This is a genomic window from Brevibacillus borstelensis, from assembly GCF_036700025.1.
Lineage (GTDB): Bacteria > Bacillota > Bacilli > Brevibacillales > Brevibacillaceae > Brevibacillus > Brevibacillus borstelensis.
Window position 1 is genome coordinate 1,206,831 of sequence record NZ_CP144922.1, and the last position, 25,622, is coordinate 1,232,452.

16 protein-coding genes are annotated in these 25,622 nt (G+C 55.5%); 15 read left to right on the plus strand and 1 reads right to left on the minus strand.

The features are described 5' to 3' along the window. Positions 1-29: 29 nt before the first annotated feature. The 3 genes from V5G20_RS05590 (at position 30) to V5G20_RS05600 (ending at position 2,673) form a co-directional block, all read left to right on the plus strand. A complete protein-coding gene (locus tag V5G20_RS05590) occupies positions 30-488 on the plus strand; it encodes a DUF420 domain-containing protein (RefSeq protein WP_003391757.1) in 459 nt (152 codons plus the stop codon). Positions 489-633: 145 nt separating this feature from the next. After that, positions 634-1,575 carry a heme o synthase gene (cyoE, locus tag V5G20_RS05595; RefSeq protein WP_172920671.1) on the plus strand — a complete coding sequence of 314 codons (942 nt, stop codon included), beginning with the start codon at positions 634-636 and terminating at the stop codon, positions 1,573-1,575. A gap of 177 nt (positions 1,576-1,752) precedes the next feature. Next, positions 1,753-2,673, plus strand: coding sequence for a COX15/CtaA family protein (locus V5G20_RS05600; protein WP_003391752.1), 921 nt, complete (start codon positions 1,753-1,755; stop codon positions 2,671-2,673). Positions 2,674-2,778: 105 nt separating this feature from the next. Here the strand turns inward: V5G20_RS05600 and V5G20_RS05605 are convergent, their stop codons facing one another. Then, positions 2,779-3,657 carry a hypothetical protein gene (locus V5G20_RS05605; protein WP_243014892.1) on the minus strand — a complete coding sequence of 293 codons (879 nt, stop codon included), beginning with the start codon at positions 3,655-3,657 and terminating at the stop codon, positions 2,779-2,781. A 164-nt stretch (positions 3,658-3,821) separates the two neighbouring features. Here V5G20_RS05605 and V5G20_RS05610 point away from each other — a divergent pair, with 164 nt between their 5' ends. The 12 genes from V5G20_RS05610 (at position 3,822) to V5G20_RS05665 (ending at position 25,621) form a co-directional block, all read left to right on the plus strand. After that, on the plus strand, positions 3,822-5,069 hold the full coding sequence (locus V5G20_RS05610; protein ID WP_024983588.1) for an exonuclease SbcCD subunit D: 1,248 nt from the start codon (positions 3,822-3,824) through the stop codon (positions 5,067-5,069). Next, entirely contained in the window at positions 5,066-8,725 is a 3,660-nt protein-coding gene (locus V5G20_RS05615; RefSeq protein ID WP_338463258.1) for an AAA family ATPase, read from the plus strand. The genes V5G20_RS05610 and V5G20_RS05615 overlap by 4 nt, the downstream gene beginning before the upstream one ends. 25 nt (positions 8,726-8,750) lie before the next feature. Further along, on the plus strand, positions 8,751-12,272 hold the full coding sequence (gene addB, locus V5G20_RS05620) for a helicase-exonuclease AddAB subunit AddB (protein ID WP_338463259.1): 3,522 nt from the start codon (positions 8,751-8,753) through the stop codon (positions 12,270-12,272). After that, positions 12,235-16,161 (plus strand): helicase-exonuclease AddAB subunit AddA, encoded by a 3,927-nt coding sequence (gene addA / locus V5G20_RS05625; protein WP_338463260.1) that lies wholly within the window; start codon positions 12,235-12,237, stop codon positions 16,159-16,161. The genes addB and addA overlap by 38 nt, the downstream gene beginning before the upstream one ends. A gap of 112 nt (positions 16,162-16,273) precedes the next feature. Further along, positions 16,274-17,764, plus strand: coding sequence for an IS1182 family transposase (locus V5G20_RS05630; RefSeq protein ID WP_338463261.1), 1,491 nt, complete (start codon positions 16,274-16,276; stop codon positions 17,762-17,764). A 73-nt stretch (positions 17,765-17,837) separates the two neighbouring features. Beyond that, positions 17,838-19,310 carry a PepSY domain-containing protein gene (locus V5G20_RS05635; RefSeq protein WP_035990349.1) on the plus strand — a complete coding sequence of 491 codons (1,473 nt, stop codon included), beginning with the start codon at positions 17,838-17,840 and terminating at the stop codon, positions 19,308-19,310. Positions 19,311-19,409: 99 nt separating this feature from the next. Next, positions 19,410-19,946: an RNA polymerase sigma factor gene (locus V5G20_RS05640; protein WP_003391727.1), complete on the plus strand. Its 537-nt coding sequence runs from the start codon at positions 19,410-19,412 to the stop codon at positions 19,944-19,946. Next, the gene (locus V5G20_RS05645; RefSeq protein ID WP_172920675.1) at positions 19,930-21,597 is read left to right on the plus strand and encodes a YcdB/YcdC domain-containing protein; all 1,668 of its coding nucleotides are present in this window, start codon (positions 19,930-19,932) and stop codon (positions 21,595-21,597) included. The genes V5G20_RS05640 and V5G20_RS05645 overlap by 17 nt, the downstream gene beginning before the upstream one ends. 125 nt (positions 21,598-21,722) lie before the next feature. Further along, positions 21,723-22,241, plus strand: coding sequence for a DUF402 domain-containing protein (locus V5G20_RS05650; RefSeq protein WP_122958199.1), 519 nt, complete (start codon positions 21,723-21,725; stop codon positions 22,239-22,241). A 205-nt stretch (positions 22,242-22,446) separates the two neighbouring features. Further along, the gene (locus V5G20_RS05655) at positions 22,447-23,637 is read left to right on the plus strand and encodes an HlyD family secretion protein (protein WP_122958198.1); all 1,191 of its coding nucleotides are present in this window, start codon (positions 22,447-22,449) and stop codon (positions 23,635-23,637) included. Beyond that, positions 23,634-24,485, plus strand: a complete 852-nt coding sequence (locus V5G20_RS05660; RefSeq protein ID WP_003391717.1) for an ABC transporter ATP-binding protein — start codon at positions 23,634-23,636, stop codon at positions 24,483-24,485. The genes V5G20_RS05655 and V5G20_RS05660 overlap by 4 nt, the downstream gene beginning before the upstream one ends. After that, a complete protein-coding gene (locus V5G20_RS05665) occupies positions 24,482-25,621 on the plus strand; it encodes an ABC transporter permease (RefSeq protein WP_171505786.1) in 1,140 nt (379 codons plus the stop codon). Before V5G20_RS05660 ends, V5G20_RS05665 begins: the two co-directional genes overlap by 4 nt. The last annotated feature ends 1 nt before the right edge of the window (position 25,622 follow it).

The window sequence follows — 25,622 nt, forward strand, 5'->3', positions numbered from 1 at the left end:
AAGAGAAAGTTGCGATACGAGGTGTAGATATGCACATTTTACTGCCTACGATAAGTACGTCCTTCATTGCCATTAGCGGGATTCTCGTAGCTTTTGGCTGGTATTTCATTCGCAGCCGCCAGACAGAAAAACACATCAAGACGATGAAGTGGGCGGCCATCTGTGCGACGATCTTCTTTATTACGTATGTATCCCGTACCGCTCTGCTGGGGAATACTTTGTTCGGCGGTCCGGACAACATTCGTATTTTCTATCAGATTTTCCTCATCTTCCATATCATCCTGGCAACGATAGGGGGAGTGATGGGACTGGTCACGCTTTATTACGGATTTAAAAGAAAGTACGACAAGCATAAGAAAATCGGTCCGTGGACGTCTGTCATCTGGTTTGCCTCTGCCATCACAGGCGTGACTGTTTACACTCTTCTCTACCTGATCTACCCAGGCGGCGAGACGACGGGAGTCCTGGATGTCATTTTCGGCTGGTAATCGAAGAGCTGATCATACAATGATTTTACGGTACGAAAAGTCTTGCAATGATTATGAGGGAATAGATTGCGTGATAAACTGCCACTTCCTTGTGAAGTGGTGGTCTGGCGTGTAAGGGATTTTTAGCAGACAGGAGGTACAAAACGTGGACCAGCAAGTGACGATGCAGGAGTCGATCGACACCGATCCTGCGGCGCAGTCCCAACCGGCAAGAAGGGCCACATTGCAAGATTATGTGCAGCTGACAAAGCCGGGCATTACGATGTCCAACCTGATGACCGCATTTGCGGGTCTGTGGCTGGCATCGTATGGATACCCGAACTGGGTTCTGGCTATTTGGACGATGATCGGAACCGCCCTGGTGATCATGTCTGGTGCAACACTGAACAACTATTACGACCGCGATCTGGATAAAAAAATGAAGCGCACCCAAGACCGGGCGATCGCTTCCGGCCGCATCTCCCCGCTGAAGGCATTGTTGATCGGAATTGGTTTGCTGCTTGTTGGACTTGTTGTTCTGGCCTATTTCGTCAATCCATTGGCAGCCGTATGGGGATTAATCGGCCATATCTTTTATGTGCTGATTTATACGCCGCTCAAGCGGGTAACCACGCTGAATACAGTTATCGGCGGCATTTCAGGCGCTGTTCCGCCAGTGATCGGCTGGGTAGCTGTCACCAACAATATGGACCCGGCTGCATGGCTTCTGTTTTTGATCTTGTTCTTGTGGCAGCCGCCGCATTTCCTCGCTTTGGCGATGCTCAAAACGGAGGAATATCGGGCAGGGGGCATTCCGATGCTGCCCGTCGTAAAGGGGTTTGCCGAGACGAAACGTCAGATGTTTATCTGGGGTGCCGTACTCATTCCCGCTTCGCTGCTGCTCTTTTTCTACAGCAGTGTCGGGTATCTGTATCTGGGTGTCATGGCTGTCATGGGCATCATTTATTTGGTGCTGTTGTTCAAGGGCTTCCAGCTTAAAGAGGAAGATGAACTGCCCTGGGCGAGAAAGCTGTTTGGCTATTCCATCCTGTACCTCACTGTTTTCTGCGCTGCAATTGTTGTGAGCACGATGCTGGACAACTTTTGACACGTAACGATCACAAAATGGAACGGAACATCCCTTGCACGGCAGGGGATGTTTTATTATCGTGATAGTGGGGATACGCAACATGAGCATTTTGTACGATAAAATATGGAGGTTGTTCAAAAAGCTGAAATACCCCTCTTTTTGAACAGTTCTCTCTCGAAGTCAGGTGTAACAATTATGGACAAATGGCTGAAATGGTTTGCCATTGCATCCACCATTATTACCTTCATGGTCATGATCGGTGGCTCACTGGTGACCAAGACTGATTCGGGTTTGGGCTGTGGCAATGACTGGCCACTCTGTAACGGAAGATGGGTACCCGAATACACGTTGGAATCAATGATCGAGTATATGCACCGCTTCGTCACCGGAATGACCGGTATCATCGTCGGGATTTTTTCCATCCTGGCATGGCGGAGATACCCGCGGAATCGGGAAGTTCGCGGACTTGTGATGTTCAGCATGTTTTTCTTGATCCTGGAGTCTTTCCTGGGAGCATCCGCGGTTATTTGGCCGCAGTCCTCTGCCGTAATGGCCTTGCACTTTGGGTTTTCACTTCTGGCCTTTAGCGGGGTTTTGCTGTTGAGCATCTTCGTTCTGCAGCGGAACAAGGTGGAAAAGCTGGTCCGGGGAACGGTTTCCAAGGGGTTTCGATGGGCCATATGGATTGTGACCATTTACGCATATGGTGTCGTTTATTTGGGCGCGTATGTGCGTCACACCGGCTCCAATCTGGGCTGCAGCGATTGGCCGCTTTGCCAGGGCAAGCTCATACCGGAGCTGTCGGGACAAACAGGGATTCATTTTATGCACCGTGTAGCCGCGATTGTGTTGGCGATTCTACTGGCCGCCGTGCTGGTTTATGTTTTGCGCCACTTCAAAGAGACGCGGCGTGACTTGTACGGTGCGGGCATCTTGTCATTTGTGCTCGTGGTCATTCAGGTGCTGAGCGGCGGCTGGGTTGTCTTGTCCCGCCTGACGCTGTACTCGACGATTTTTCACTCTGCCGTCATTACATGTCTCTTCGGAACGATGTGCTATATGTGCCTGCAATCGTTGAAGGCACCGGAGAAGGGGACAAAAAGACAGCAACAATAGCAAGCGCAAGCAAGCAGAAAGCCGCCTTTCCCGGGATCGCCGGAGAGGCGGCTTTTTTATGGAGCAGCAAAGATGCCGGGCTTTGAGCGGGCTGAAATCCGCTGGTCAGTTCTTTGCGGCAGCAGCAGATGTAAAGCGGCCGTTTTCAAACGGAAAGACGTGAACTTCTGTCTGCACAGAGGAAGAAGAAAGGGGCTTTCCGCTATCAGGGTCCAGCTCACGCATCGTTTTCCAGTAGTAAAGCAGAGGAACAGGGCCCGTCTGGACAATTTGATATTGGCCGATCGTCTGGAATGACTGGCCTCCGGGTACGGAGCCCGTTTCCAGCATTGTCCCTTCCCAAGCCTCCACAAACTTTCCGTTCTCGATATACCACAGATGGGCGTAGTAGACGCTTATGCCGGTGCCCCCGGATTTGTTAAGCGTTTCAAACAGCCGTTTTCCCCCTACCTTGCCTTCTTCACCTGAAGGGATGGTTGACCAATTGGGATTGTCAAAATGATTGTAGTCCCAACGCTCCAGGTCCAAATGCGGGACATTCCACGGCTGCTCGGTCAAGAGCGCATAGGTGCCGTTGGGGCGGCGGTCGAGTACATAGAAGTGGCCCAGCCGCACACTGTCATTTATTTTTGCCACAAGCTCCAGCTCCGGGTCGTCATCCAGTTGAATCCAGCGATAGCTGAAGTCTTCCAGTCGATCGTCCGCTATTTTCCTCTTCGCTTCGGCATTGATCCATGCCTGTACCTGCCGGATTTCATCCTTTGCAGAAGAGGCAGCCTTTACTGATGGAGTTTTAGGTGAAGCTTTGGCCGGAGCTTCGACAGGAGCTGCTTTGGCCGGAACTACCGCAGAAGCTGTATCAGCCAAAGCTGCTGTACCGGCTTGATTGTTGCCGGGCGGAGATGACGCAGCATCGGCAGAGACAGAAACCGAAAACGCCAGCAAGAGGGCAGGGACAGCGACGAACAGGTTGGCAGGTTTCACGCGTTTGGTTAACCCCTCTCATGTTTTCTACAGGTGAGGACGAGTTTGAGAGAGAAAAAGTTACATGGAAGTGGCGATTATTGTTAACTGTTCAATGGCTCGGCAAACACCGGGTTTTCTGTGATACAATGAACGCAAACACATGATCGGGAGAAGGTGCAAGCATGCGTATTTTACATACGGCGGATTGGCATTTCGGTCGTCAGCTGGAGGGGCGTGACAGACGGGGAGAACAATCTGATTTTGTGGACGAGCTCTGCCGGATTGCGGAGGAAAAAGACGTTCAGCTCGTGTTGATTGCCGGGGACGTCTATGACTCAGTCAACCCCCCTGCCTGGGCGGAGGAGCTGTTTTATACGGCGCTGGAGCGCTTGTCCGCTGGAGGGCGGCGGGCTGTCGTCGTCATTGCGGGTAACCACGATCAGCCGGAGCGGGTTCGGGCGGCGGCGCCGATTGCGTCGAAACAGGGCATCGTTCTGTTGGGACTGCCCAAAGAAACGCCGATCTTGTCGGGGAGCGACGCCCCCAGAGATAAGGTGCGGGTACTGGACGGAGGGCCGTCGTGGATGGAGCTGGCCGTTCCCGGCGTGGAACACCACGCGGTCATTCTGGCCCTGCCGTATCCATCGGAAGCCCGCCTCAAGGAGCTGTTAAGCGATACGTTTACCCAGGAGCAGATGCAGCTCGCATTTTCTGAGCGGATCAAGACGCTGCTTGACGAGCTGTCGGTACATTTCCGTGAGGATACGGTCAATCTGGTGACGAGCCACCTGTTTGTCATGGGCGGCAGGGAAAGCGATTCCGAGCGGCCTATTCAGATCGGCGGAGCCTTGACCGTCTCCCCGTCGGCTTTCCCGGAAAAAGCGGATTACGTGGCGCTCGGCCACCTGCACCGTCTGCAAAAGCTGGGAGAGAAGCCGCTCATTCGCTACAGCGGGTCGCCGCTCGGGTACTCCTTTTCGGAGGCAGGACAGAGCAAGGCTGTCGTGATCGTGGATGTCGTTCCCGGAGAGGAAGTGCAAGAGGAGATCGTCTACCTGACAAGCGGCAGGCCGCTGGCGCGCTGGAAGGCTACAGAAGGGATTGCGCAGGTGGAAAAATGGCTGGAGGAAGGCAGGGACGCCGGCGCATGGATCGACTTGGAGCTGCACGTATCGGACGTGATCGACCCGGCTGAATTTCAGCGGCTGCGCAAAATGAGCGATGATTTTCTCAAAGTACAGCGGGTTGTGGTGCGCGAGGAAACGGCGGACTCGGCGAGCGAGCAGCGAGCGGAGCTGAGCGAGCTGCTGCCTGACCAGCTGTTTCGCCGCTTCTATGAACGAAAGCGCGGGGCAGAGCCGGACGAGAAGCTGGTCGCCTTGTTTCAGCGTCTGCTGAACCAAATCGGTGAAGAGGAGGGAACGAGATGAAGCCGATACGACTGAAGCTTGCCGGCTTGCATAGCTATCGGGAGATGCAGGAGATCGATTTTGAAAAACTGTGCGAAGCCGGTCTCTTTGGAATCTTTGGCCCGACCGGGAGCGGGAAATCGACGATTTTGGACGCGATCACGCTCGCGCTTTACGGACAGGTCGTCAGGCTCGGCGGCGGCAGCCATCCCAAGGATGTGCTCAACCAGTTGGAGCAGCGGGTATTTGTCTCGTTCACCTTTGAGCTGGGATCGGGTGCTGAGCGGAAGCGGTATACGATCGAACGGGAATTTGGCCTGAATAAAAACGGAAACTGGAGACAGCCGGAGGTCCGCCTGATCCAGTGCGGAACAGACGAAGAGACGCCGGATGTCGTGCTGGAATCGAAGGCGACTATGGCAACGGCGGCTGTCGAGTCTTTGATTGGGCTTACGCTGCAGGATTTTACCCGGGCTGTCGTGCTGCCGCAGGGACAGTTTTCCCGCTTTTTGACGCTCAAGGGGAGCGACCGCAATGAGATGCTGCAGCGGATGTTTCATCTACATATCTACGGTGAAAAACTGAGTGAGCGCGTTCGGGCGGGACTGGAAGCGACTCGGGAGCGGCTTCATAAAATCGAGCTGGAGAAGGCGGCGCTCGGGGATGCTGGACCGGAGGCGCTGGAGCAAGCCCGGAAAACGTGGGAGGAAGCTGCTCGGCAGGAGCGCGTCTATGCAGAGCAGCGGGATGGCCTCGCGGGAATGATCAAGGAGATGGAGCAGGTATACGGGTGGCAGGAGGAGCTGGAGCGTGTCCGCGAGCGCCTCGCAGAGCAGTTGGCCCGGACGGAGGAAGCCGCTGAATGGGAGCGGCTCGCAAAGCGGCTGGAAGCAAGTGTCAGGCTATGGCCGCAGGTCCAGCAGTTTGAACGTCTGGACACTGAGTGGAAGGAGACGGCTGTTCAACTGGAGGACGCGCGCAAGAAGCAGGAAGTCGTCCAGCAAGCGCATCTGCAGGCGGAGGAGTCGTATGTGAAATGCGCTTCCGAGCTGCAGCGGGAGGAGCCGCTTATGATCGAGCGGAAAAGCAGGCTGATCCAGGCTGCGGAGTGGGAAGAAGAGATGTCCGCTCTGCGCGCGGAATGGACCGTGCTTGAACAGGAATGGCAAAAGGTGTCGCAGGAGCTGACTGTGCTAAAACAACAGCTGGCCCGTGACAAAGAGTCCTTGAACCGCCTGGAGAGCGAGCGGGCCGAACTGGAAAAATCGCTGGAAGCGGCCCAGGTAAAGCCGGAATGGCGCGATTTCATCGTCGCCCTGCGGGATGCCAAGCTGATCTGGGAACGGGAAGAACAGAAGCGCAAAGAGCTGGCTACCGAGCTGGAGGGTGTTGAATCGGAGCGGAGGTCTGCCGCCTCGGAGCTGGAGATGGCACAAAAGGAATGGGAGAAAAGCGCCTCGCAGTTGGCGGAAGCCAGGACGAAGCTTGCCCAGCTTGAGGCAACTCCGCCTTCGTCCGAAGCCGAGTGGACCGAGAAACTCGACGCCCTGTCCCAGATCAAGCAATGGGGCAGGCAATGGCGCGAGCAGGAGCAGGCACTCGCCAACTGGGAGGAGAAGCGGCAGACAGCCCAGCGCGAACAGGAACAGGCCGCAACCCGTCTGCACGCATGCGAAGCGAAAGTCAAAATGGAAGAGGAAGCCCAGGCGAGACGGCGGAGCGAACTCGAACGTCTCCGTGCTGAATGGGAGCAGTGGCGGGAAGCGAATATGGCCAGAATGCTGCGTGATCGTCTGAACCCCGGGGAAGCGTGCCCGGTATGCGGTTCGTCCCATCATCCTTGCCTGGAAGAGCCGGAGGAGAAAAAGCCTGAGTCGGACAATCAGCAGGCTGCAGGAGAAAGCATCCGTCAGCAGATGCGGGAGACGGAGGAAGCTGTTCGTCACGCGGAGCAGCAGATCCGGACAGCGTTCGAGGCCTTGCAGACGGCAAAGGGAGAGTGGAAGCTGTGGGAGCAGCGGATGATCTCCCTCGGCGAAGAGCGTGCAGTATTGATGGAAAGAATTGACGCGATCCGTCGCGAGTGCGCTGCCCTTGGAGAAAAATGGGCGGTGGGCGACATCACCAAACTGCTGCAGATGTACAAGCAGGAAGAGGCGGCTCTGAAGAGCGAAGCGGAAGCGCGAGAGGCGTACAGAGCGGAACGGGAACGCCTGCAAAAATGGGCGGATGGGCTGCGCGACCGGGAAGCGGAGAAAAAGCGCATGTATGAGCGAAGCGCCGTTCTCGGCGAACAGCTTTTGAAAAAAGAAGCAGCCGCAAAAGCCCGTCTGGAAGCCGCGGCCGTTCAAGCGGAGGAAGCCAAACGGCGCTTGGAGGACAGACTGGGCGACGTCAAGGTTGAGGAAATAGAAAAGCATTGGGAAGCGATCGGAAAGCGCGACCGGGAAACGTCGGTTCTGCAGCAAGCGAGGGCGGAAAAGGAGTCGCTGTACCAGTCGCTTTTGGCAGGCTATCAGGAAGCGGTCTCGCGCCATGCCGCCCTGCACTCGCAGCAGGCGCTGCTTGGTGAGCGGCTGGAGGAAAAAAAGCGGCTGTGGGAGCAAAAGCACGGGATGTGGCTGGAGCGGACGGGCGGACAGCCCGCGCGGAAGCTGCTGACAACCGTGGAGCAGACTCTGCAGCAGCTTCGCACCTCTTTGGACGAAGCGGAAAACAAGCGCAAAGAAACACGAGAGGCCCGGGAAGAGGTGCAAAATGCCGTAGTCAAGCTGTCAGAAGGCTATGCGGTACTGTCCCGGCAGCGAACGGAAGCGGCAGAACAAATGCACCGCTCGCTGGCGGAGAGCGGCCTCGGCACTCCGGAACGGGCAGGAGAGCTGTACCGTGAGCGGGATCGGCTTGTGTCTTTGCAGGAGCAGCTTTCCGCGTACCAGACGGAGCTAGCCCGTTTGCGGTACGATGAGGAGCGGCTGCTGAAGGCATTGGACGGAAGGCATGTCACCAAAGTGGAATGGGAAGCGGCCAAGCAGGCCTGGGACGAAGCGGAAGAGGGGCATCAGGCGGCCAAGGAGCAGGTGGCAGTCACCCGGCAAACGTTTGCCCAGGTAGAGCAGAACCATGAAAAATGGCTTTCAATCGAAAAACGGCTCGCAGAGGAGATGGACGAGCAAAGCCGTTTGGAGGAGCTGAAAAAGCTGCTGGAAGGAAAGGCGTTCGTGCAGTTCATCGCCGAGGAAAAGCTCGCCTCGATCGCCAGAGACGCTTCCTACCACCTGATGCGGATGACCAAAAACCGCTATGCGCTGGAAATCGGCGACGAAGGCGAATTTATCTTAAGAGACGAGGGCGCGGGAGGAATGCGCAGGCCGATCAGCACGCTGTCAGGGGGAGAGACCTTCCTGACGTCCCTGTCGCTGGCCTTGGCCTTGTCCATGGAGATTCAGATGCGGGGCGGCAGATTGGAGTTCTTTTTCCTCGATGAAGGCTTCGGTACGCTTGATCCGGAGCTTTTGGAGGTGGTCATGGACGCATTGGAGAGATTGCGCATGGACGACTTTACAATTGGCGTGATCAGCCATGTTCCGGAGATTCGTGTACGCATGCCGCGAAGACTGATCATCACGCCGGCGGAGCCTATGGGCGAAGGCAGCACGATCAGGATGGAGACAGAATAATCAACAACGACGAGGAGGAGTGCTCATGGCAGTACAATTTGTCCTGGGCCGTGCCGGAACAGGCAAGACGCAAACCATCCTGAACCAAATGGAAGCGCGGCTGAAGCAGTCCGCGCTCGGTTCGCCGATGATTTTGGTCGTTCCTGAGCAGGCCAGCTTTCAAGCGGAGTACGCACTCGCTTCCATCCCGGGACTGCACGGCGTGATCGGCACACAGGTCCTCAGCTTCGGGCGGCTGGCGCATCGGCTGCTGCAGGAGCTTGGCGATTTGACGCTCGTGCCTGTCGATGACCTGGGCAAGCAAATGGTCCTGCGCCTGCTGCTGGAGCGCTACAAGGAAGAGCTGCAGGTATTCAGGCGGGCAGCGCTGCAGCCCGGTTTTACGTCCCAGTTGGGCCGTCTGATCAGCGAGTGCAAGTCATACGGCGTCAGCTTTACCCATACGGAAAACGTCGATTGGGGAAGCGGGACGCTCAATCAAAAAATACATGATCTGAGACTGGTCATGAATGCGTACGAGGCTCATCTCGCCCAAGGGTACTGGGATGCGGACGATATTTTGAACCGCGTTGCTGTCATGATCAAAGATTCCGCTTACATCGCCCAGACCGAGATTTTTATCGACGGTTTCAGCGGATTTACGAACCAGGAGCTGCGGGTGATCGAGCAACTGATGGTCTGCGCCAAAAAGGTCACGATTGCGCTTTGCCTCGACCCGTCCGAACGGGATGCCTCCCCTGATGAGCTCGGATTGTTTCATCCGACTCTGCGCACCTATCAAACATTGGAGAAGATGGCCAAAGAAGCGGGCGTAGCGGTCGAAAGCCCGATTCTGTTGACCGGGCCGGGGAGATTTGCCGGCAGTCCGTGGCTTCGCCAGCTGGAGGATCGTTACTTTGCGTGGGGAGACCCGGGTACTCCTCCGCCTCCCGCAAGAGCGGATGAAGTAAGTCTGCTGTCGGCCGCCAATCGCCGGGCCGAGGTGGAAGCGGTCGCTCTGCAGATTCTCGAGCTTGCGCGCACGGAGGGGTATCGCTGGCGCGACATGGCGATACTGCTGCGCGAGATCGGCACCTATGCGGACGAGCTTGCGACCGTGTTTACCGATTACGGGATCCCGTTCTTCCTGGATCAGAAGCGCACGGTCATGCACCATCCGCTGATGGAATTGGTCCGTTCCGCTCTGGAGGTGGTCACGGCCAGATGGCGGTATGAAGCGGTATTCCGCTGCCTGAAGACAGATTTGGTCACACCGGAGGGACGCGTTTCCGACAGCGGGGAGCAGGTTCCACTGAACGTGATTCGGCGAGAAGTCGACTTGCTGGAAAACTATGTGCTGGCACATGGCGTATACGGCTCTTATTGGTCGGATGAGAAGCCGTGGCGGTTTGGCGGAGAGTCTGCGGAGGATCAGGCGGCAGATGAATTGCGAAGACAGTACGCAGCGCCCTTGCGCCGGTTTGAAGAAGAGCTGAAGCAGGCGGAAAAGAAAGATGTCCGCGCGATGGCGACAGCTCTCTACCGCTTTTTGGTCAGTCTCGACGTACCAGGCATACTGGAAAAGTGGCAAAGAACGGCAGAGCAGTCGGGAGAGCTGGACGATGCCCAGATGCACGGGCAGGTCTGGAACGGGCTGATGAGCCTCTTTGACCAGGTCGTCGAAGTGATGGGCGAGGAGCAGATGGACATCGACACGTTTGCCAGCGTCCTGGAGAGCGGACTGGAAAGCATTGAGCTTGGCCTGGTGCCGCCTGCGCTGGATCAGGTATTGGTCGGGTCGATGGAGCGTTCCCGCCAGCCGGATGTACGGGCTCTCTTTCTGCTTGGGGTCAACGAAGGAGTCATTCCCCTCAAGCCGAAGGAAGACGGCGTGCTGGACGAGGCGGAGCGGGAAAGGCTCGCGGAAATGGGAATGGAGCTCGCGCCGACAGCCAAGCAGCGGCTGATGGCCGAACCGTTTCTGCTCTATCAGGCGATGACCCGTCCGGCGGAGCGGCTGTATTTGAGCTGTGCGCTGGCAGATGAAGAGGGGAAAGCGCTTTTGCCTTCTTCGGTGTTTGCCCGCATCCGGGAAGTTATCCCGGATGTGCCTTACCGGTTTTTCCACAATGAGCCGAGTGGGAATGCCGAGGCGGACTCCTTTTTGCTGGGCTCGCCGCGACGCGTATTCAGCCATTTGCTTACGCTCGTGCGGGAAATGAAGGAGAGCGGCAGCCTGCCCGTTTTCTGGTGGGAGGTATACGACTGGTTTCTGCGGCACTCTCCCGACGCGAGCAGAGAGAAGTGGCTTCTGTCCGGCTTGCGCTACACAAACCGGCCGATGCCGCTGGACAGGAAGACGAGCCAAGCCCTTTACGGGGACCGTCTCAAGATGAGCGTCTCCCGGCTGGAACGCTTCCAGACCTGTCCATTTTCTCATTACTCCTCGCACGGCCTGCGCTTGCGAGAGCGGCAGCTATACAAGCTGGAGCGTTTTGACGTGGGCGAGCTATTCCACGCCTCGCTCAAGCGCGCAGTCGAAAAGATGAACGAGGAACATTTGGAATGGAGCCGTTTGACCGAAGCGAACAGCATGCAGTTGGCCGGTGAAGTAGTTGACGAGCTGGTGCCGTCGACCCGCAGCAGCATCCTCACCCGGACGGCCCGGTACCGATACCTGTCGGGCAAGCTGAAACGGGCGGTCGGAAGAGCCATCTACGTCCTGGGCGAGCATGCGAAGCGGAGCCGCTTTGCCCCTGTAGGTCTGGAGGTGGCGTTTGGCCCTGGCGGAGATCTGCCTGGACTCGAACTGCGGCTGGCCAACGGCTCCTCTGTCCAGTTGATCGGGCGAATCGACCGTGTCGACCAATCTCTCGACAGCGAGATCCCGTATTTGCGCGTGATTGACTACAAATCCAGTCCGAAGCAGCTCCTGCTGTCTGATGTGTTCAACGGTCTGAATCTGCAGCTTCTGGTCTACCTCGATGTGGTCGTGACGAATGCAGAGGAATGGCTCGGCCAAAAGGCAGAGATGGCTGGTGTCTTTTACTACCAGGTAGCGGACCCGTTTGTCACGGCAAAGCGGCTTTTGACCAGTGATGAAGCGGCCAAGGAGCGGGCAAAGCGATTGCGGATGAAAGGCTTGATGCTGGCCGACCCGGAATTGGCCCGCATGATGGACGCACAGGTGGAGCAGGGGGCTTCCGAACTGGTTCCGTTTGAATTGAAAAAGGACGGCACCTTGTCGGCTCGTTCCTCTGTGGCAACGGCGGAGCAGTTTCAAGCGCTCCAACAGTTCGTCCGCACCACGGTAAAAGAGCTGAGCGCGCGGATGACAGACGGCGACATTGAGATTTCCCCCTATGTGAGCGGAACGTTGACTGCTTGCGATCGATGCTCGTACAAGCCTGTCTGCCAATACGACCCGGATGGAGACGCAAATCAGCTGCGCCAGCTTCCCAAGTGGAACAACAAGGAAATATGGGATATGCTCCAGAGCGGGCAATTAACAGATGCGGAGGTGGATAGCGATGGAGCAGCAATCGAGTCAGCCGCAGGCAAAGCCTGAGCAGTGGACCGACGAGCAGTGGCAGGCGATAACGAGCCGTGGAAGCAATTTGCTGGTGGCGGCAGCAGCTGGCTCTGGGAAAACCTCAGTGCTCGTAGAGCGGATCATTCGCCGGATCATGGACGAAAGCGATCCCGTCGGGGTGGATGAATTACTGGTCGTTACCTTTACCAATGCGGCCGCCGCGGAGATGAGGCACCGGATCAGCGAAGCGTTGCGAAAGGCGCTCAAGGAAAAGCCGCAGTCCGCTCATTTGCGAAAACAATTGGCCCTGCTGCAGCGGGCCTCCATCACCACGATTCACTCCTTTTGTCTGGGGCTTTTGCGCCAGTATTACTACCTCGTGGAGCTTGATCCCGACTTCCGCATTGCCGACCAGATGGAAGGCGAGCTGCTCCGCCAGGACATTCTGGAGGAAATGCTGGAGGAGTGGTACGAGCGAGACCCGGATTTTCAACGTTTGGCCGATCTGATGCTGGACGGACAGGATGACCAGATCCTTGTCGGGCTGCTGTTGCGCCTGTACGAGTTTTCACGCAGCAATCCGGATCCGAAGGGATGGCTGGAGGAAGCTGCCGAGATGTTTGCGACAGCGTCCGCAAAGTCGATGGACGGCCTCAAGTGGACGAAAAGCATCCTGCAGTCGCTGAGATGGGAATTGCAAGGTCTGGAAGGAAAGCTGAGACGAGCCGTTCTCCTGGCTGCTTCACCGGAAGGGCCTGCTGCTTACGTTCCGCTGTTGGAAGCGGAGGCGGCTGGCCTGGAGCGGGCAGTAGCGGCGTGCCGTCAGGGATGGGCAGAGACGGAGCAGGCAGTCCGAGGCATTTCCTTTGCACGTTTGCCGTCTGTCAAGGATGTCGACCCGGATCTCAAGGAACAGGTGCAGGGGCTTCGCAATGAGGTGAAGAAAGCGCTTGGCGAGCTGGTCGAGCAAAACTTCTCCATGCCGGCGGAGCAGTACCTGGCGGACCTTGAAAGGCTGGCTCCGTCGATGCAGACGCTGGCCCGATTGGTCACGGAGTTTGACGCGGCTTTTGCGCAGGAAAAACGGGCGCGGGCGCTGGTTGACTTCGGTGATTTGGAGCATCTGGCTCTCCGGCTTTTGACGAGAGCCGATGCTGAGGCGGAGGAGTCAGACAGCAGCGGTGGTGGCGGGAAGCAGCCTTCAGCGCTTGCCCTCCAGTTGCGCGATCAGTATGCAGAGGTCCTCGTCGACGAGTATCAGGACATCAACCTTGTTCAGGAAACGATTTTGCGCATGGTATCGCGTGAACCGGATTCGCACGAAATAGCAAACCGCTTCATGGTAGGAGATGTCAAACAGAGCATTTACCGGTTCCGGCTGGCTGAGCCCAATTTGTTTTTGGAGAAATACTTGAGCTATGAGACCGGCTCTGAGAGCGACCGGCTGGAGCAGCACGAAGCGGGTGGAACAGACTTGCAGGATGCATCGGGAAACAGCCGGGGGACGGGACAGCGGATCGATCTGGCGGCCAACTTCCGCAGCCGCCGCGAAGTCGTGGACGCGGTCAACTTCCTGTTCAGGCAGATCATGTCGCCGGGCGTCGGGGAAATCGACTACGACCGTTCGGCTGAGCTGATCTGCCGCGCCTCCTATCCGGAGGTGGAGCCTGACCGTCTGCAAGTGGAGCTGCATCTGATTGACCGGACTTCACAGGAAGAGGCGGAGGATCAGGCGAATCCCCCCGCAGAGGGCGGAGAAGCTTCCGCAGACGGAGGAGCCGCTCCGGGACTGGGAGAAGCCTTGGAAGAAGCGAGCGCGGCCCAAATGGAGGCCCGACTGATCGCAGAGCGCATCCGCCGCTGGATGGAGCCGGGGAGTGGCGAGGCGCCGCTTCTCGTTTTCGATAAAAAGGCAGGAGGGCTGCGACCGCTCGCTTACCGCGACATTGTCATCCTGCTTCGGGCCACCTCGGCGTGGGGAGAGCCGATGATGGAGGAGCTGCGTGCAGCCGGAATCCCCGTCTATGCGGAGCAAAACCAGGGCTATTTCAGCACGACAGAAGTAGAGGTCATGCTCTCGCTTTTGCGGGTGATCGACAACCCGTTTCAGGACATCCCGCTTGCGTCTGTGCTGCGCTCACCGATTGTCGGCATTGCCGAGCCGCAACTGTCGCAGATTCGCATCAGCTATCCGTCGATCCCCTTTTATCAGGCTGTTCATCGGTATATCGAGGAGCAGCAGGGAGAGGCGGATTGGGAGAAGCGTTTGCGCCGCTTTTTCAGCAAGCTGGACAAATGGCGCACGCAGGCCAGAAGAGATTCTCTGGCCGAGCTGATCGCAACGATCTACCGCGAGACGGGCTATCTCGACTATGTGGCGGCGCTATCGGGCGGCCAGCAGCGTCAGGCCAATCTTCGCGTCCTGTACGACCGCGCCCGTCAGTACGAGGCAGGCTCGTATCGGGGATTGTTCCGCTTTCTCCGTTTCGTCGACCGGCTCCGGGAGGCGGGCAACGATATGGGGGAGGCACGCACGATCGGCGAAAACGAGGATGTCGTCCGCATCATGACCATTCACAAAAGCAAAGGGCTGGAGTTTCCGGTCGTCTTTGTCGCAGGAATGGGCAAGCAGTTCAACACGATGGATATGAAAAGCCACTTCTTGCTGCACAAGGACCTTGGCTTTGGTCCGATGGCGGTAGAGCCTGAGCTGCAGGTGCGATACCCGAGCCTGGCTGCACTGGGCATCCGCCAGCAGCTGCGCCGCGAGATGCTGGCGGAAGAAATGCGAGTAATGTACGTCGCTCTCACCCGGGCAAGGGAAAAGCTCGTCCTGCTCGGAACCGCCAAGGATTTGTGCAAGAGCATCGTCTCATGGGGACGCCAGGGGGACGGCGAGCGGCTGCATGACGAAGACCTTTTGCAAGCAAAAGGCTATCTGGATTGGGTCGGCAGAGCGCTTCTGCGCCATCCGCTCGCAAGTCCCCTCCGGTCTTATCCCCGCGAGTGCGGAGGCGGCGACGAAGTGATGGTGCGAACGGTTCCGGACGAGTCCATATGGTCGTTTTTCTTCCACCGCGCGGACGATCTGAGGGCTGAGGCAGACCGGAATTCCGGCCAGCACTCTGACTGGGAGCGAATCACCAGGCGCGAGACCGTACCGGATAGGCCTGTTGATCCTGAAAGCGCGCGGCTGATTGAGCGCAAATTGGGCTGGAGCTATCCACATCAGGCAGCTTCCCAGGTGATGACCAAATGGACCGTCAGCGAACTGAAGCGGCGGGAACAGGCTGTTTCCAGAGGCTATCCGCTTCGCGTCCCGACGATTGTGGAAAAGCCGCGGTTTTTGATGGAGGAGGGCGCTCACACGCTCACGGCAGCCGAGCGGGGAACGATCACCCATCTGATCCTGCAAAACATCGATCTCAAACGATCACTGGACGAGGACGATGTCCGCGACCAGATTGCCTCGCTGTTGTCCCGCCGCTTTTTGACGGAGGAGCAGGTTCAGGCTATCGACGTCATGCAGATCGTTCGTTTCTTCGCCTCGCCGCTGGGAGATCGGATGAAGCGGGCACGGGTGGTCCACCGTGAATTGCCGTTTACCCTGGCGAGGCCAGCTTCTCTCGTGGAGCCTGAAATGAGCGGTGCAAGCGAGGAGCAAATCATCGTGCAGGGCGTTATCGATTGTTTGCTGGAGGAAGATGACGGCGGGCTCGTATTGCTTGACTTCAAGACAGACAGAGTAGCGATGGAGAAGTCCGAAGCTGTGAAACAGAATATGATTGAGCGGTACGGCGAGCAAATACGCCTCTACCGGCAGGCAATCGAGCAGATTGTCGGCAGGAGCGTGAAGGAGAGCTATTTGTACCTTCTCGCTGGCGGCTACGCCCTCTCGTTTGATGACGAGGTCCGGTTCCTTTAAGGGAACCGGAACAGCCTGTAGACAAAGTTCCGTAAGGAACAGGGTCTGCAGGCTTTTTTGTTGAATATAGAACATGTTACGTTTTCAAAAGTTATTTTTTAGAGGTGGCATTATGCTTAATAAGCAAGAGGCCGAAGGGCGTTATCAGATATCTGCATTCTCGCTAGATGAGTTGGTGCCAGAAGATCATCTCGTAAGAAAAATTGAAAATGCAATCGACTTTTCGTTCATCTATGACTTGGTGGAAAGCCTCTACTGTCATGACAATGGCAGACCCAGTGTTGACCCTGTAGTCTTAGTTAAAATTGCTTTCATCCAATATATTTTTGGAATTCGTTCCATGCGACAAACGATTAAAGAGATCGAAACCAATGTTGCCTATCGGTGGTTTATTGGCTATGATTTCAGTCAGCCCATTCCCCATTTCACGACCCTAGGCAAGAACTATGTTCGCCGTTTTCGGGATACTCAACTCTTCGAGTCGATCTTCCTTCGAATATTGGAGGAGGCGGTTCATCATGGATTCGTGAAGCCTGATGTGCTTTTCATTGATGCTACGCATGTAAAAGCCAGTGCGAATAAGCATAAATACGTGAAAGAAATCGTTGAAGAACAAGCGAAGAAATATCAAGAGCTGCTGGACGAAGAAATCAATCAGGATCGTATTGCACATGGAAAGAAGCCCCTTGAAAAAAAGACAGAAACTTCGAAGAAGGAGGTGAAAGTCAGCACAACTGACCCGGATTGCGGATTGTTTGTAAAAGGGGAAAAGGAACGTGTATTTGCTTATAGTTTTCATACAGCATGTGATCGAAATGGATTTGTGCTTGGTGCCAAGGTAACGCCAGGCAATGTGCATGACAGTCAGGTTTTTGAGGATGTTTTGAATCAAGTGCGAAAGACGTTTGCACAGCCTCAAGCTGTGGCAGTGGACTCGGGATACAAGACGCCTTACATCAGTAAAACACTCCTTGATGACCAGATTCGCCCCGTTATGCCCTACACAAGACCACGCACCAAAGAAGGTTTTTTTAAAAAGCACGAATATGTGTATGATGAATATTTCGACTGCTACATCTGCCCGAACGAGCAAATCTTAACATATGAGACAACAAACAAGGATGGGTACCGTATCTATCGATCAAATTCTCAAGTTTGCCGAAGTTGTCCGTTCTTGAAACAATGCACGGAAAGTAAAGACTACACAAAGAGAGTGAGTCGCCACATCTGGGCTGATTACCTCGAAGAGGTAGACCACCTCCGGCATACCGAGGAAAACAAACAAATCTATAGCAAACGGAAAGAAACGATTGAACGTGTATTCGCTGATATGAAGGAAAAGCATGGCATGCGTTGGACGACCTTACGAGGACTGGAGAAGGTCACGATGCAGGCGATGCTTGTTTTCGCTGCCATGAACTTGAAAAAAATGGCGACCTGGCTATGGAAATCAGGTCGCCAAAAGGTGAACGATCAAAACACCTTCGGTATTTTCATCAAATTATTAAACAAACTCCCTCTGCTGTTCGTTCAGCGAGGGAGTTTGTCTGCAACCTGGTCCGGTTCCTTTAAGGGAACCGGAATTTTTTTTGAGCAAAATTGAAACAAATTCCAGATTCACCCGAATATTGGAGTGAAAGCAAGTATGATGGAGAATGGAAGAGGAGGAAATCATTGTGAAAACAAAAAGCTACGCGTTCGTTGCCCTGTTGGCCAGTCTTGCAGTTGCCGCCCCGCTGCAGGTATCGGCAAATCAGCCATTGCCTGCGGCTGGTAAAACCGTCCAGGTACAGGTAGTGCCGGCGCTCATGGAGCAGGCGGACAAAGCGCTGGAGCAAGCGAAAAAAATGCTCCCTTATCTTGATCAATACCCCTATAAAGTAGTCGAGCCGGGAGAGGGTGGCCAGGTGGTGGTCGTCTTGCAGCAATCCAAGGAAACGCCATTTCCCCGAATTTCCTTGTACGTGGACGGAAGTACGGGAGAGTGGAAGGGATTTCACCGGATGAACGGAGGGACGACTCCTCCTTCCACATATTCGCTGGACAAAGCCATTGAAAAGGCGACAGCTTTTATGAAGAAGTGGTACGGAGAAGGCATGGGCGACTATCAGTACAATCCGAGCTTGACTGCCTCTGCGGACTCGATCGTTTTTTCCCGGGGTGTGAATGGAATCCCCTTGCAAAATGACAGTGTCATGATCGATGTGGACAGCAGCGGTGAAATTGTCGGCAAGACCGTTATGGCTTCTCTGGCGCTTTCCCGGGACAAATATGTATTTCCGAAGCCCGAGGGAGTGATAACGAAGGACCAGGCCGAAAAGGAGCTGGCACAATACCTGCGTTTGCAGTACGAAACGAAGGAGGGCAGTGCAGCTCTCCGCTACACCTTCGCTTTCTCTGGTGAGCTGGATGCCAAGACAGGGAAGGACACAGGAGAGAACAGCTATCACAAGATCATTCAGGTCCAGCCCAAGGGCGAGGCTCCTGTCGCAAAAAATGCTGCAGAAGCCGCCGCTTTCCTGGCAAAGCGGGGCATTCAGACAGAGGGAGCCGTCGCAAGCGAGGACATAATGGAAAAATTCAATCGAAAGACCATCGAATGGACGAAAGACGAGGAACGGATCGCTACTGTCGTCATCGATACCAAGACCAACAGCCTTCTTTCCTACGAAAATACGGCACATGTCATTGCCGGAGGAAGCAAAGAGAAAAAGATCACAGCGGAGCAAGCCCTGCAAACGGCAATCAAGGAGATCGAAACGTATCTGCCCGCGAGCGAAAAGGAAGTCATGCTGCTGGAAAGCCCGCGCTACATGAAACACGGCAACACCTATCGCGCAGAATTTGCCCTGTTGCACGAGGGAATTCCGGTACGGGAATGGCGATACGAAGTGAACGTCGATGCGGAAACAGGAAAAGTCATCAAAACATCGCTCAGTGTCCGAAAGCAAGTGAATTTCCCGAAGGCTGATCAAGCGATTGATCCGGCGGAAGCGGCAGCTCATTACGTGAAGGAATTTCCGTTGACGCTTGTATATACGCTCGGAGAAACGGATCAGCAAGCAAGGCTTGTGTACAAGGCAGCAGACGTCGTCCGCGGGCAAAGAGTTGACGCGGTTACGGGCAAAGTGCTCTCCTGGAAAGAGTAATTTTGAGGAAGCGCAAGGCTTCTTTTAAATGGCTGGCAAATATACAACCTGGAATGGCTGGCAAACATCCGACCACGCAGAGGAGAAGGAGGGGAAGCGGTGACGGACGATCTCGAGCAGCGCATTCGAACGATCTACAAGACCTATTACGAGGATGTTTATACGTTCCTGTATTACTTTACCGGGCGCCGGGAGGATGCAGAGGATATGACCCAGGAGGTGTTTACGCGCCTCTTGAAAGCTCTGCCTCGCTATGACGGACGCGTCTCGATGAGAACCTGGCTGTTTTCCATCGCAAGGCATGCCGCCATAGACCAATACCGGAAGCAAAAGTGGCTCCGTCTGTTTTCCGCCACCCTGCTGGATGACATGAGGTCCCAGGACGGGCTTCCGGAAGAATCGCTTGCGGCAAAGGAAGAGATGCGGATGGTAAAAGAAGCGCTGCAAAAGCTGAAGCCGCACTACAGGGTAATCGTGATCGTCAGAGGCATCAAAGAGTATTCGATCAAAGAAACAGCCGAGCTTTTGCACATCTCGGAGGCAAAGGTCAGGGTCGACTATCACCGGGCGCTGAAAATGCTGCAAAAATATATGGGCGGAGAAGAAGGAGGGGTGATCAGTGAGTTTGCCAGATGAAGAACAGATCGAAAAATCTCTTCGCAGGTACCGGGCGACGGTGCCGGCTCCGCGGGAAGAGTGGGTCCGATATGGGGAGGAAATGCTGGCCCGGCAGGCGAGAAAGATGAAACGGACAGAGAGGATCACCAGAGTAATGACCTACTCGCTTGGCACTTCTGCCGCCATTTTGATCGGCGTGTGGATGCAGGGAGCAGTTACAGAAAAAGCGAATCTTCCCTCCACAGCAGATCACGGACAAAGGGAGGAAAGCGCCTACGCAGCTTCGGCACCCGTACAAGTCCCGGGCATTTTCCGCTCCCCGGTTGTCCCCCCGTATTCAACAAACGGAGAGCTTTCTTCTGATGGGGAGAAAAGCTTGGTTTTGCCGCAGACGGCAAATGGGCAGGGAACAGGACAGAAGCTCGGTATAGAGGAAGCAGGGGAAACAGAAGAAGCCGGAGAAGCCCGGGCGCAGCGCGAAAGAACCGTCCACAGCGAAGAACAGTCCGCAGAACGATCGGCAGCAGTTACGGGAGACGGTTTGTCGGCAGCGGACCAGAAGTCGGTCAGCACGAGCGGGCTTCAGAGGCAAGCGGAGAGATATTTGCAGGAAAAGCTGGGGCAAGAGAGCAGGCAATACCGTTTCAACCCTGCCCGCTCCCGGTTGGCAGAGGGGATCGTCGCTTTCAGTCGCGTCGTAGAGGGAATTCCCGCAGAGGAAAGCAGTTTGGTTGTGAAAATAGACAAAGGGTCGGAAGTAGTCGGGATGGAAATCTATCCAAGCGAGCAACATTCATTTTCTTCCGGCTCCGCTCAGAAGCCAATGATCGATCAGGCAGAGGCCGCACAAAAGCTGGCGACTACGCTGCGACTCGTCTATGCCAAAGGCGAAAAGCCTGTCTTGCGGTATCAGCCGCTGCAAATCAGCTATGTGGACGCCCTTAGCGGAAAAGTAGCGGCACATGGAAGCCAGGCAGCGGAAACCATCCGCGTACAGCCTGAAGCAAAACCGCTCCGGGCATTAGACGTCGATGCGGCTTCCGGGCTGCTGCGAGATGAGTTCGGAGTAAAGATAAAGAATGGAAGTAAGCCTGTCAGAATGATCAATGGTTCAACCTTCGAATACCTTTGGGAGTGGGACGGAGGAAAATCCGCGAGAATCCGCATGGACAAAAAGGGAAATGTTCTTTCGTTCACGACCAGAAACGCTGCTGCGAAGGCAGGGAATCAAGAAATCGGAGTGGAGGAAGCCCGGCGGATCGCGATAGAAAGGCTGGCCCGTTATCTGCCTGCCGGCGTGGAAGAGATAGAAATGATCAGTCAGGTGCAGGACGGACAACAAACGCTGTACCGGTTCTCCTGGGTGCATCAGGGGATTCCGGTGATCAATCACAGCTTTGACGTATATGTAGACAGAACCAGTGGAACAATCGCGGGCATGGCTGGTCCATTCGGAGAAGCACTCCCCCAGTTGCCAAACGCAAAGGATGTTATTTCGCTGGAGGAGGCCATGAAGGTGTTCGCGGAGAAGGTGAAGCCAGAGCTGGCTTATCGCACAAATGACCAGGGGAAAACAGACACAGGTATGCAACTGGTTTATCCATACCCCATGCGGAACGAGAAGCCGCTTGCCATTGATGCAAAAACAGGGACACTCATTCAACCATAAAAGAGAGAGCATTTGCAGCCGGTCAGGATATGGCCGGTTTTTTTTGTATGCCGGCTTGCTTTTTTACAGGAACAGGGAAAACATGTTACAGTGAACGTGGAAACTAGGGAAAAGGAGAATGCAGGATGAAACGAAAAAGAGCCGATCGGCCCAACTGGCGGCGGGTAAAAAAGCTGGGCTACCTGGAGAAACGGGTGGAATCTGCGGAGTTCACGGGCTATGCTGTCCGCTTGACACTGGATCAGGTGCATGAGCCGGCATTTATGACGGTGGGCGGAAAGCGTATGTGTGTAGGCGACAAGGGGTATTGCTACCTGCAGTATTTCCCGGACGGCTGCGGCTACGCTGTGACCAAAATGCTGGATGCCCAGGGAAGAACGATCCAATGGTATATCGATATTTGCAAGCGGCACGGAAAGGATGAGCAAGGATATTTGTATTACGACGACCTGTATCTCGATATCGTGGTGCTGCCGAACGGCGAAGTGTATTTGCTGGATGAGGACGAACTGGAGGATGCCTTGAAGAAAGGGGCCATCGATGAGGAGGAGCATCAGTTTGCCTGCAGGACTGCGGCTGCCCTGCTGGAAAAATACAGCGCCGGACAAAGAGAATGGTTTGACTATCCAAATCCTTGGAAATAGGTCTTTACAGAAGAGAGGAGATGCTCCTATAATGCGAGTATAAACAAGTGAGTAATCACTCGCTTTTGGTTTGCAAGGAATTTCATGCATCTTTTTCACCACAAACGGACGTACCGAGCAGGCAGCCATTGTCTTTGGTGGACAGGATGTTTTTTTATTCGCCTAAAAATGAGTGAGTACTCACTATTAAAAATGAGGTGATCCGATGTTTCGCACAATGCCGTTTTCTTTGCTCGCTGTATCGCTTCTCTTTTTATCCGGCTGCTCGCTGTTTCAACCGGATGAACGGCCGCTTTCCGGAACGATTGAAGCGGAGGAGGTGCCGATCGTAGCAGAAGCGGCCGGGCTTGTTCAAAGCGTCAAGGTCGGGGAAGGAGACGTTGTTCACAGTGGCTCGGTGCTGGCGGAGATTGACAAGCGAAATTATGAGGCGGCAGTAAACGAAGCCGAGGCGGCCAAAGCGCAGGCGCAGGCCAAATTGGATGAAGCCAAAGCGGGAAGCCGCAATCCGTCCATCCAAAAAGGAATTGCCCTCGTTCAGCAAGCGGATGCCACAATTGTTCTTCAGGAAGCGCGCGCCAAGCAGGCCCAGGCGGCTCTGGCCCAAAGCAAGGATCAGGTTGCCCAGGTCGAAATGCAGTGGGAAGGTGCCAAAAGAACGCTGGCCTTTCAGGAAAATCGCTTGAAGGAAGCAGTTGCCTTGTTTCAGCGGGGGGCGATTGCCAAAAAGGAGTATGAAGCCGCCCAGGAAGCGGTCAACCAGGCCCAGACCCAGGCAAATCAGCTGGCGGCACAGTTGGAGGCAGCGCGTTCCCGGTATGATTCCGTTCAGCAGGACATTGCGGCAGCCCTCGCGCAAAAAGGGACGGCAGAGGCACAGAGAAAGGGAGCTGTCGCTGATCTGGAGCTTTTAAAGGAGGGAAGCACGAGCCATTCAATCCGGGCATTGCTGGCCGCGGTACAGCAGGCGGACGCCCGTCTTGACCAGGCGAAATGGCAGATGGAAAAGACCGTAATCAAAGCGCCTGCTGACGGCATTCTGCTCAGATCCTCCGTAGTGGAAGGGGAGGTAGCCAAGCAAGGGGCGACGCTTTTTACCATGATGAAAACCGATCATCTGAAGCTGAAGGTATACATCCCGGAAGCGGAATTAGCCCGGGTGAAGATCGGGGAAAAGGTGGAAATACGAGTGGATGCGTACCCGGACGAAGTGTTTGCGGGCCAGATTCAGACTATCGCCGACAAAGCGGAATTCACGCCGAAAAACGTACAAACCCCGGATGAGCGGACCAAGCTGGTGTTTGCTGTCACGATTCGGATCACCGAGGGCCTGGATAAGCTGAGGCCCGGCATGCCTGCCGATGTCCGCTTTCTCGCAGAGGGGGAAGCGCGATGAAAAGGAGAGAGGCCGACAAGCAAATGCACGACAATCAGCCAAATGACGTCGCGATCAGCTGCGAGCGGCTGACCAAGCGATTCCAGGAGCGCATCGCGGTCAACAGCTTGACGCTTTCCGTGCCCAAAGGCTCCATTTACGGCTTTCTCGGCCCGAACGGCTCCGGGAAATCGACGACGATACGGATGCTCTGCGGACTTTTGACGCCGACCTCGGGGCGTGGCACTGTTCTCGGCTACGATGTGATGACGCAAAGCGAAGCGATCAAACAACGAATTGGCTACATGTCGCAAAAGTTTAGTCTGTATGAAGATTTGAGCGTAGATGAAAATCTTGACTTTTACGCCGGTGTGTACCAGCTCGGCAAAGCGGAACGCATCCAGCGGAAGAGGGAGCTGATTGAAATGGCCGGTCTGACCGGGCGGGAAAAACAGCTGGCCGGCTCTCTTTCCGGAGGGTGGAAACAACGGCTGGCGCTCTCCTGCGCCCTTTTGCACCGTCCTGAATTGTTGATCCTCGACGAACCGACCGCAGGGGTCGACCCTGTTTCCCGCCGCATTTTTTGGGAGGTCATTCACGACCTGGCGAGACAGGGAATGACCATCCTGGTGACGACCCACTATATGGATGAGGCGCAGACTTGCGACTGGATCGGATTCATTTTTTTCGGCAACTTGCTCGTTCAGGGATCGCCGTCCGAGCTCATTGAGCACCACGGGGCAGACAATCTGGAGGACGTGTTTATCAAGCTGGTAAAAGAGGAAGAAGCGCGGCAGGCGGCTGGGCAAAAGGGCGGCGGCGGGGGAACAGGAGACGTCCTCGTGCCGGTAAAGGGGGAGGGGAGATGAGCCGCTTTTCACCTGCACGCTACTGGTCCGTAGTGAAAAAGGAGATCATTCAAGTAAAGCGGGACCGCCCCAGTCTCGCCATTGCGCTGGCGATGCCGCTGATGATGCTGTTTTTGTTCGGGTATGCGGTCAACACGGACGTCAGTGACATCAAGACGGCAGTCTGGGATCAGAGCCCTTCCGCCTACAGCCGTGAGCTTGTCAGCCAGTTGGAAAACACCCGCGTCTTTCAGGTAGTGGCGCATGCGGGCAGCTACAGCGAGATCGAAGCCATGCTGGACGACGGGAGTGCCAGTGTAGCGCTCGTCATCCCGCCGGATTACGCCCGAAAGCGCGATCGGGGGGAAATGGCAGAGGTGCAAATGCTGATCGACGGCTCCGACCCGAACATCGCCCGGACGGCTTCTTCGAATGCCCAACTGATCGTCCAGAACAACGCGATCACGATACAGGAGGAGCGCATGCAAAAGCAGGGCCTCGGCCCGATGGAGCCAGCCGTTGAGCTGGACACCCGCGTCCTGTTCAATCCCAACATGGAGAGCATCGTCTTCAACATCCCCGGCCTGATCGGCCTTATCATGCAGAACGTAACGATGATCCTGACCGCGTTTTCCCTGGTGAGGGAAAAAGAGCGGGGAACGATGGAGCAATTGATCGTCACGCCGATCCGTCCGTTGGAGCTTTTGCTCGGCAAGATTACGCCTTACGTCTTCATCGGATTTTTCTCGTTTTGCCTGGTGCTGTTGCTCGGTACCGCCTGGTTTGGCGTCCCGGTAAAAGGCAGCGCTGCACTCCTGGTTTCTCTGTCAGTGCTGTTTCTCGTCACTACGCTGACGCTCGGCATCTTCATCTCCACCGTGGCCCGCACTCAGCTTCAGGCCATGCAGATCGCCTTTGCCTTCATTCTGCCCAGCGTCCTGCTGTCCGGCTTCATGTTTCCGCGCGAGACGATGCCAGTCGTGATACAATGGTTAGGCGGGATTGTCCCGCTGACGTATTTTCTGGAAATTCTGCGGGGGATCTTTCTCAAGGGCGTCGGTTTGGAAGCCCTGTGGAAGGATATGATCGGAATGGTTGTCTTTTTCCTGCTGATGATCAGTGTAGCCATTCTTCGTTTCCGCAAAAAAATAGAGTAGA

Excerpts from the sequence above, each read along its gene's own strand:
- V5G20_RS05655 (WP_122958198.1), top strand. The coding sequence starts at position 22,447 with ATGTTTCGCACAATGCCGTTTTCTTTGCTCGCTGTATCGCTTCTCTTT.
- V5G20_RS05590 (WP_003391757.1), top strand. The coding sequence starts at position 30 with ATGCACATTTTACTGCCTACGATAAGTACGTCCTTCATTGCCATTAGC.
- V5G20_RS05650 (WP_122958199.1), top strand. The coding sequence starts at position 21,723 with ATGAAACGAAAAAGAGCCGATCGGCCCAACTGGCGGCGGGTAAAAAAG.
- V5G20_RS05630 (WP_338463261.1), top strand. The coding sequence starts at position 16,274 with ATGCTTAATAAGCAAGAGGCCGAAGGGCGTTATCAGATATCTGCATTC.
- V5G20_RS05665 (WP_171505786.1), top strand. The coding sequence starts at position 24,482 with ATGAGCCGCTTTTCACCTGCACGCTACTGGTCCGTAGTGAAAAAGGAG.
- V5G20_RS05600 (WP_003391752.1), top strand. The coding sequence starts at position 1,753 with ATGGACAAATGGCTGAAATGGTTTGCCATTGCATCCACCATTATTACC.
- V5G20_RS05615 (WP_338463258.1), top strand. The coding sequence starts at position 5,066 with ATGAAGCCGATACGACTGAAGCTTGCCGGCTTGCATAGCTATCGGGAG.
- addA (WP_338463260.1), top strand. The coding sequence starts at position 12,235 with ATGGAGCAGCAATCGAGTCAGCCGCAGGCAAAGCCTGAGCAGTGGACC.
- V5G20_RS05610 (WP_024983588.1), top strand. The coding sequence starts at position 3,822 with ATGCGTATTTTACATACGGCGGATTGGCATTTCGGTCGTCAGCTGGAG.
- V5G20_RS05660 (WP_003391717.1), top strand. The coding sequence starts at position 23,634 with ATGAAAAGGAGAGAGGCCGACAAGCAAATGCACGACAATCAGCCAAAT.
- addB (WP_338463259.1), top strand. The coding sequence starts at position 8,751 with ATGGCAGTACAATTTGTCCTGGGCCGTGCCGGAACAGGCAAGACGCAA.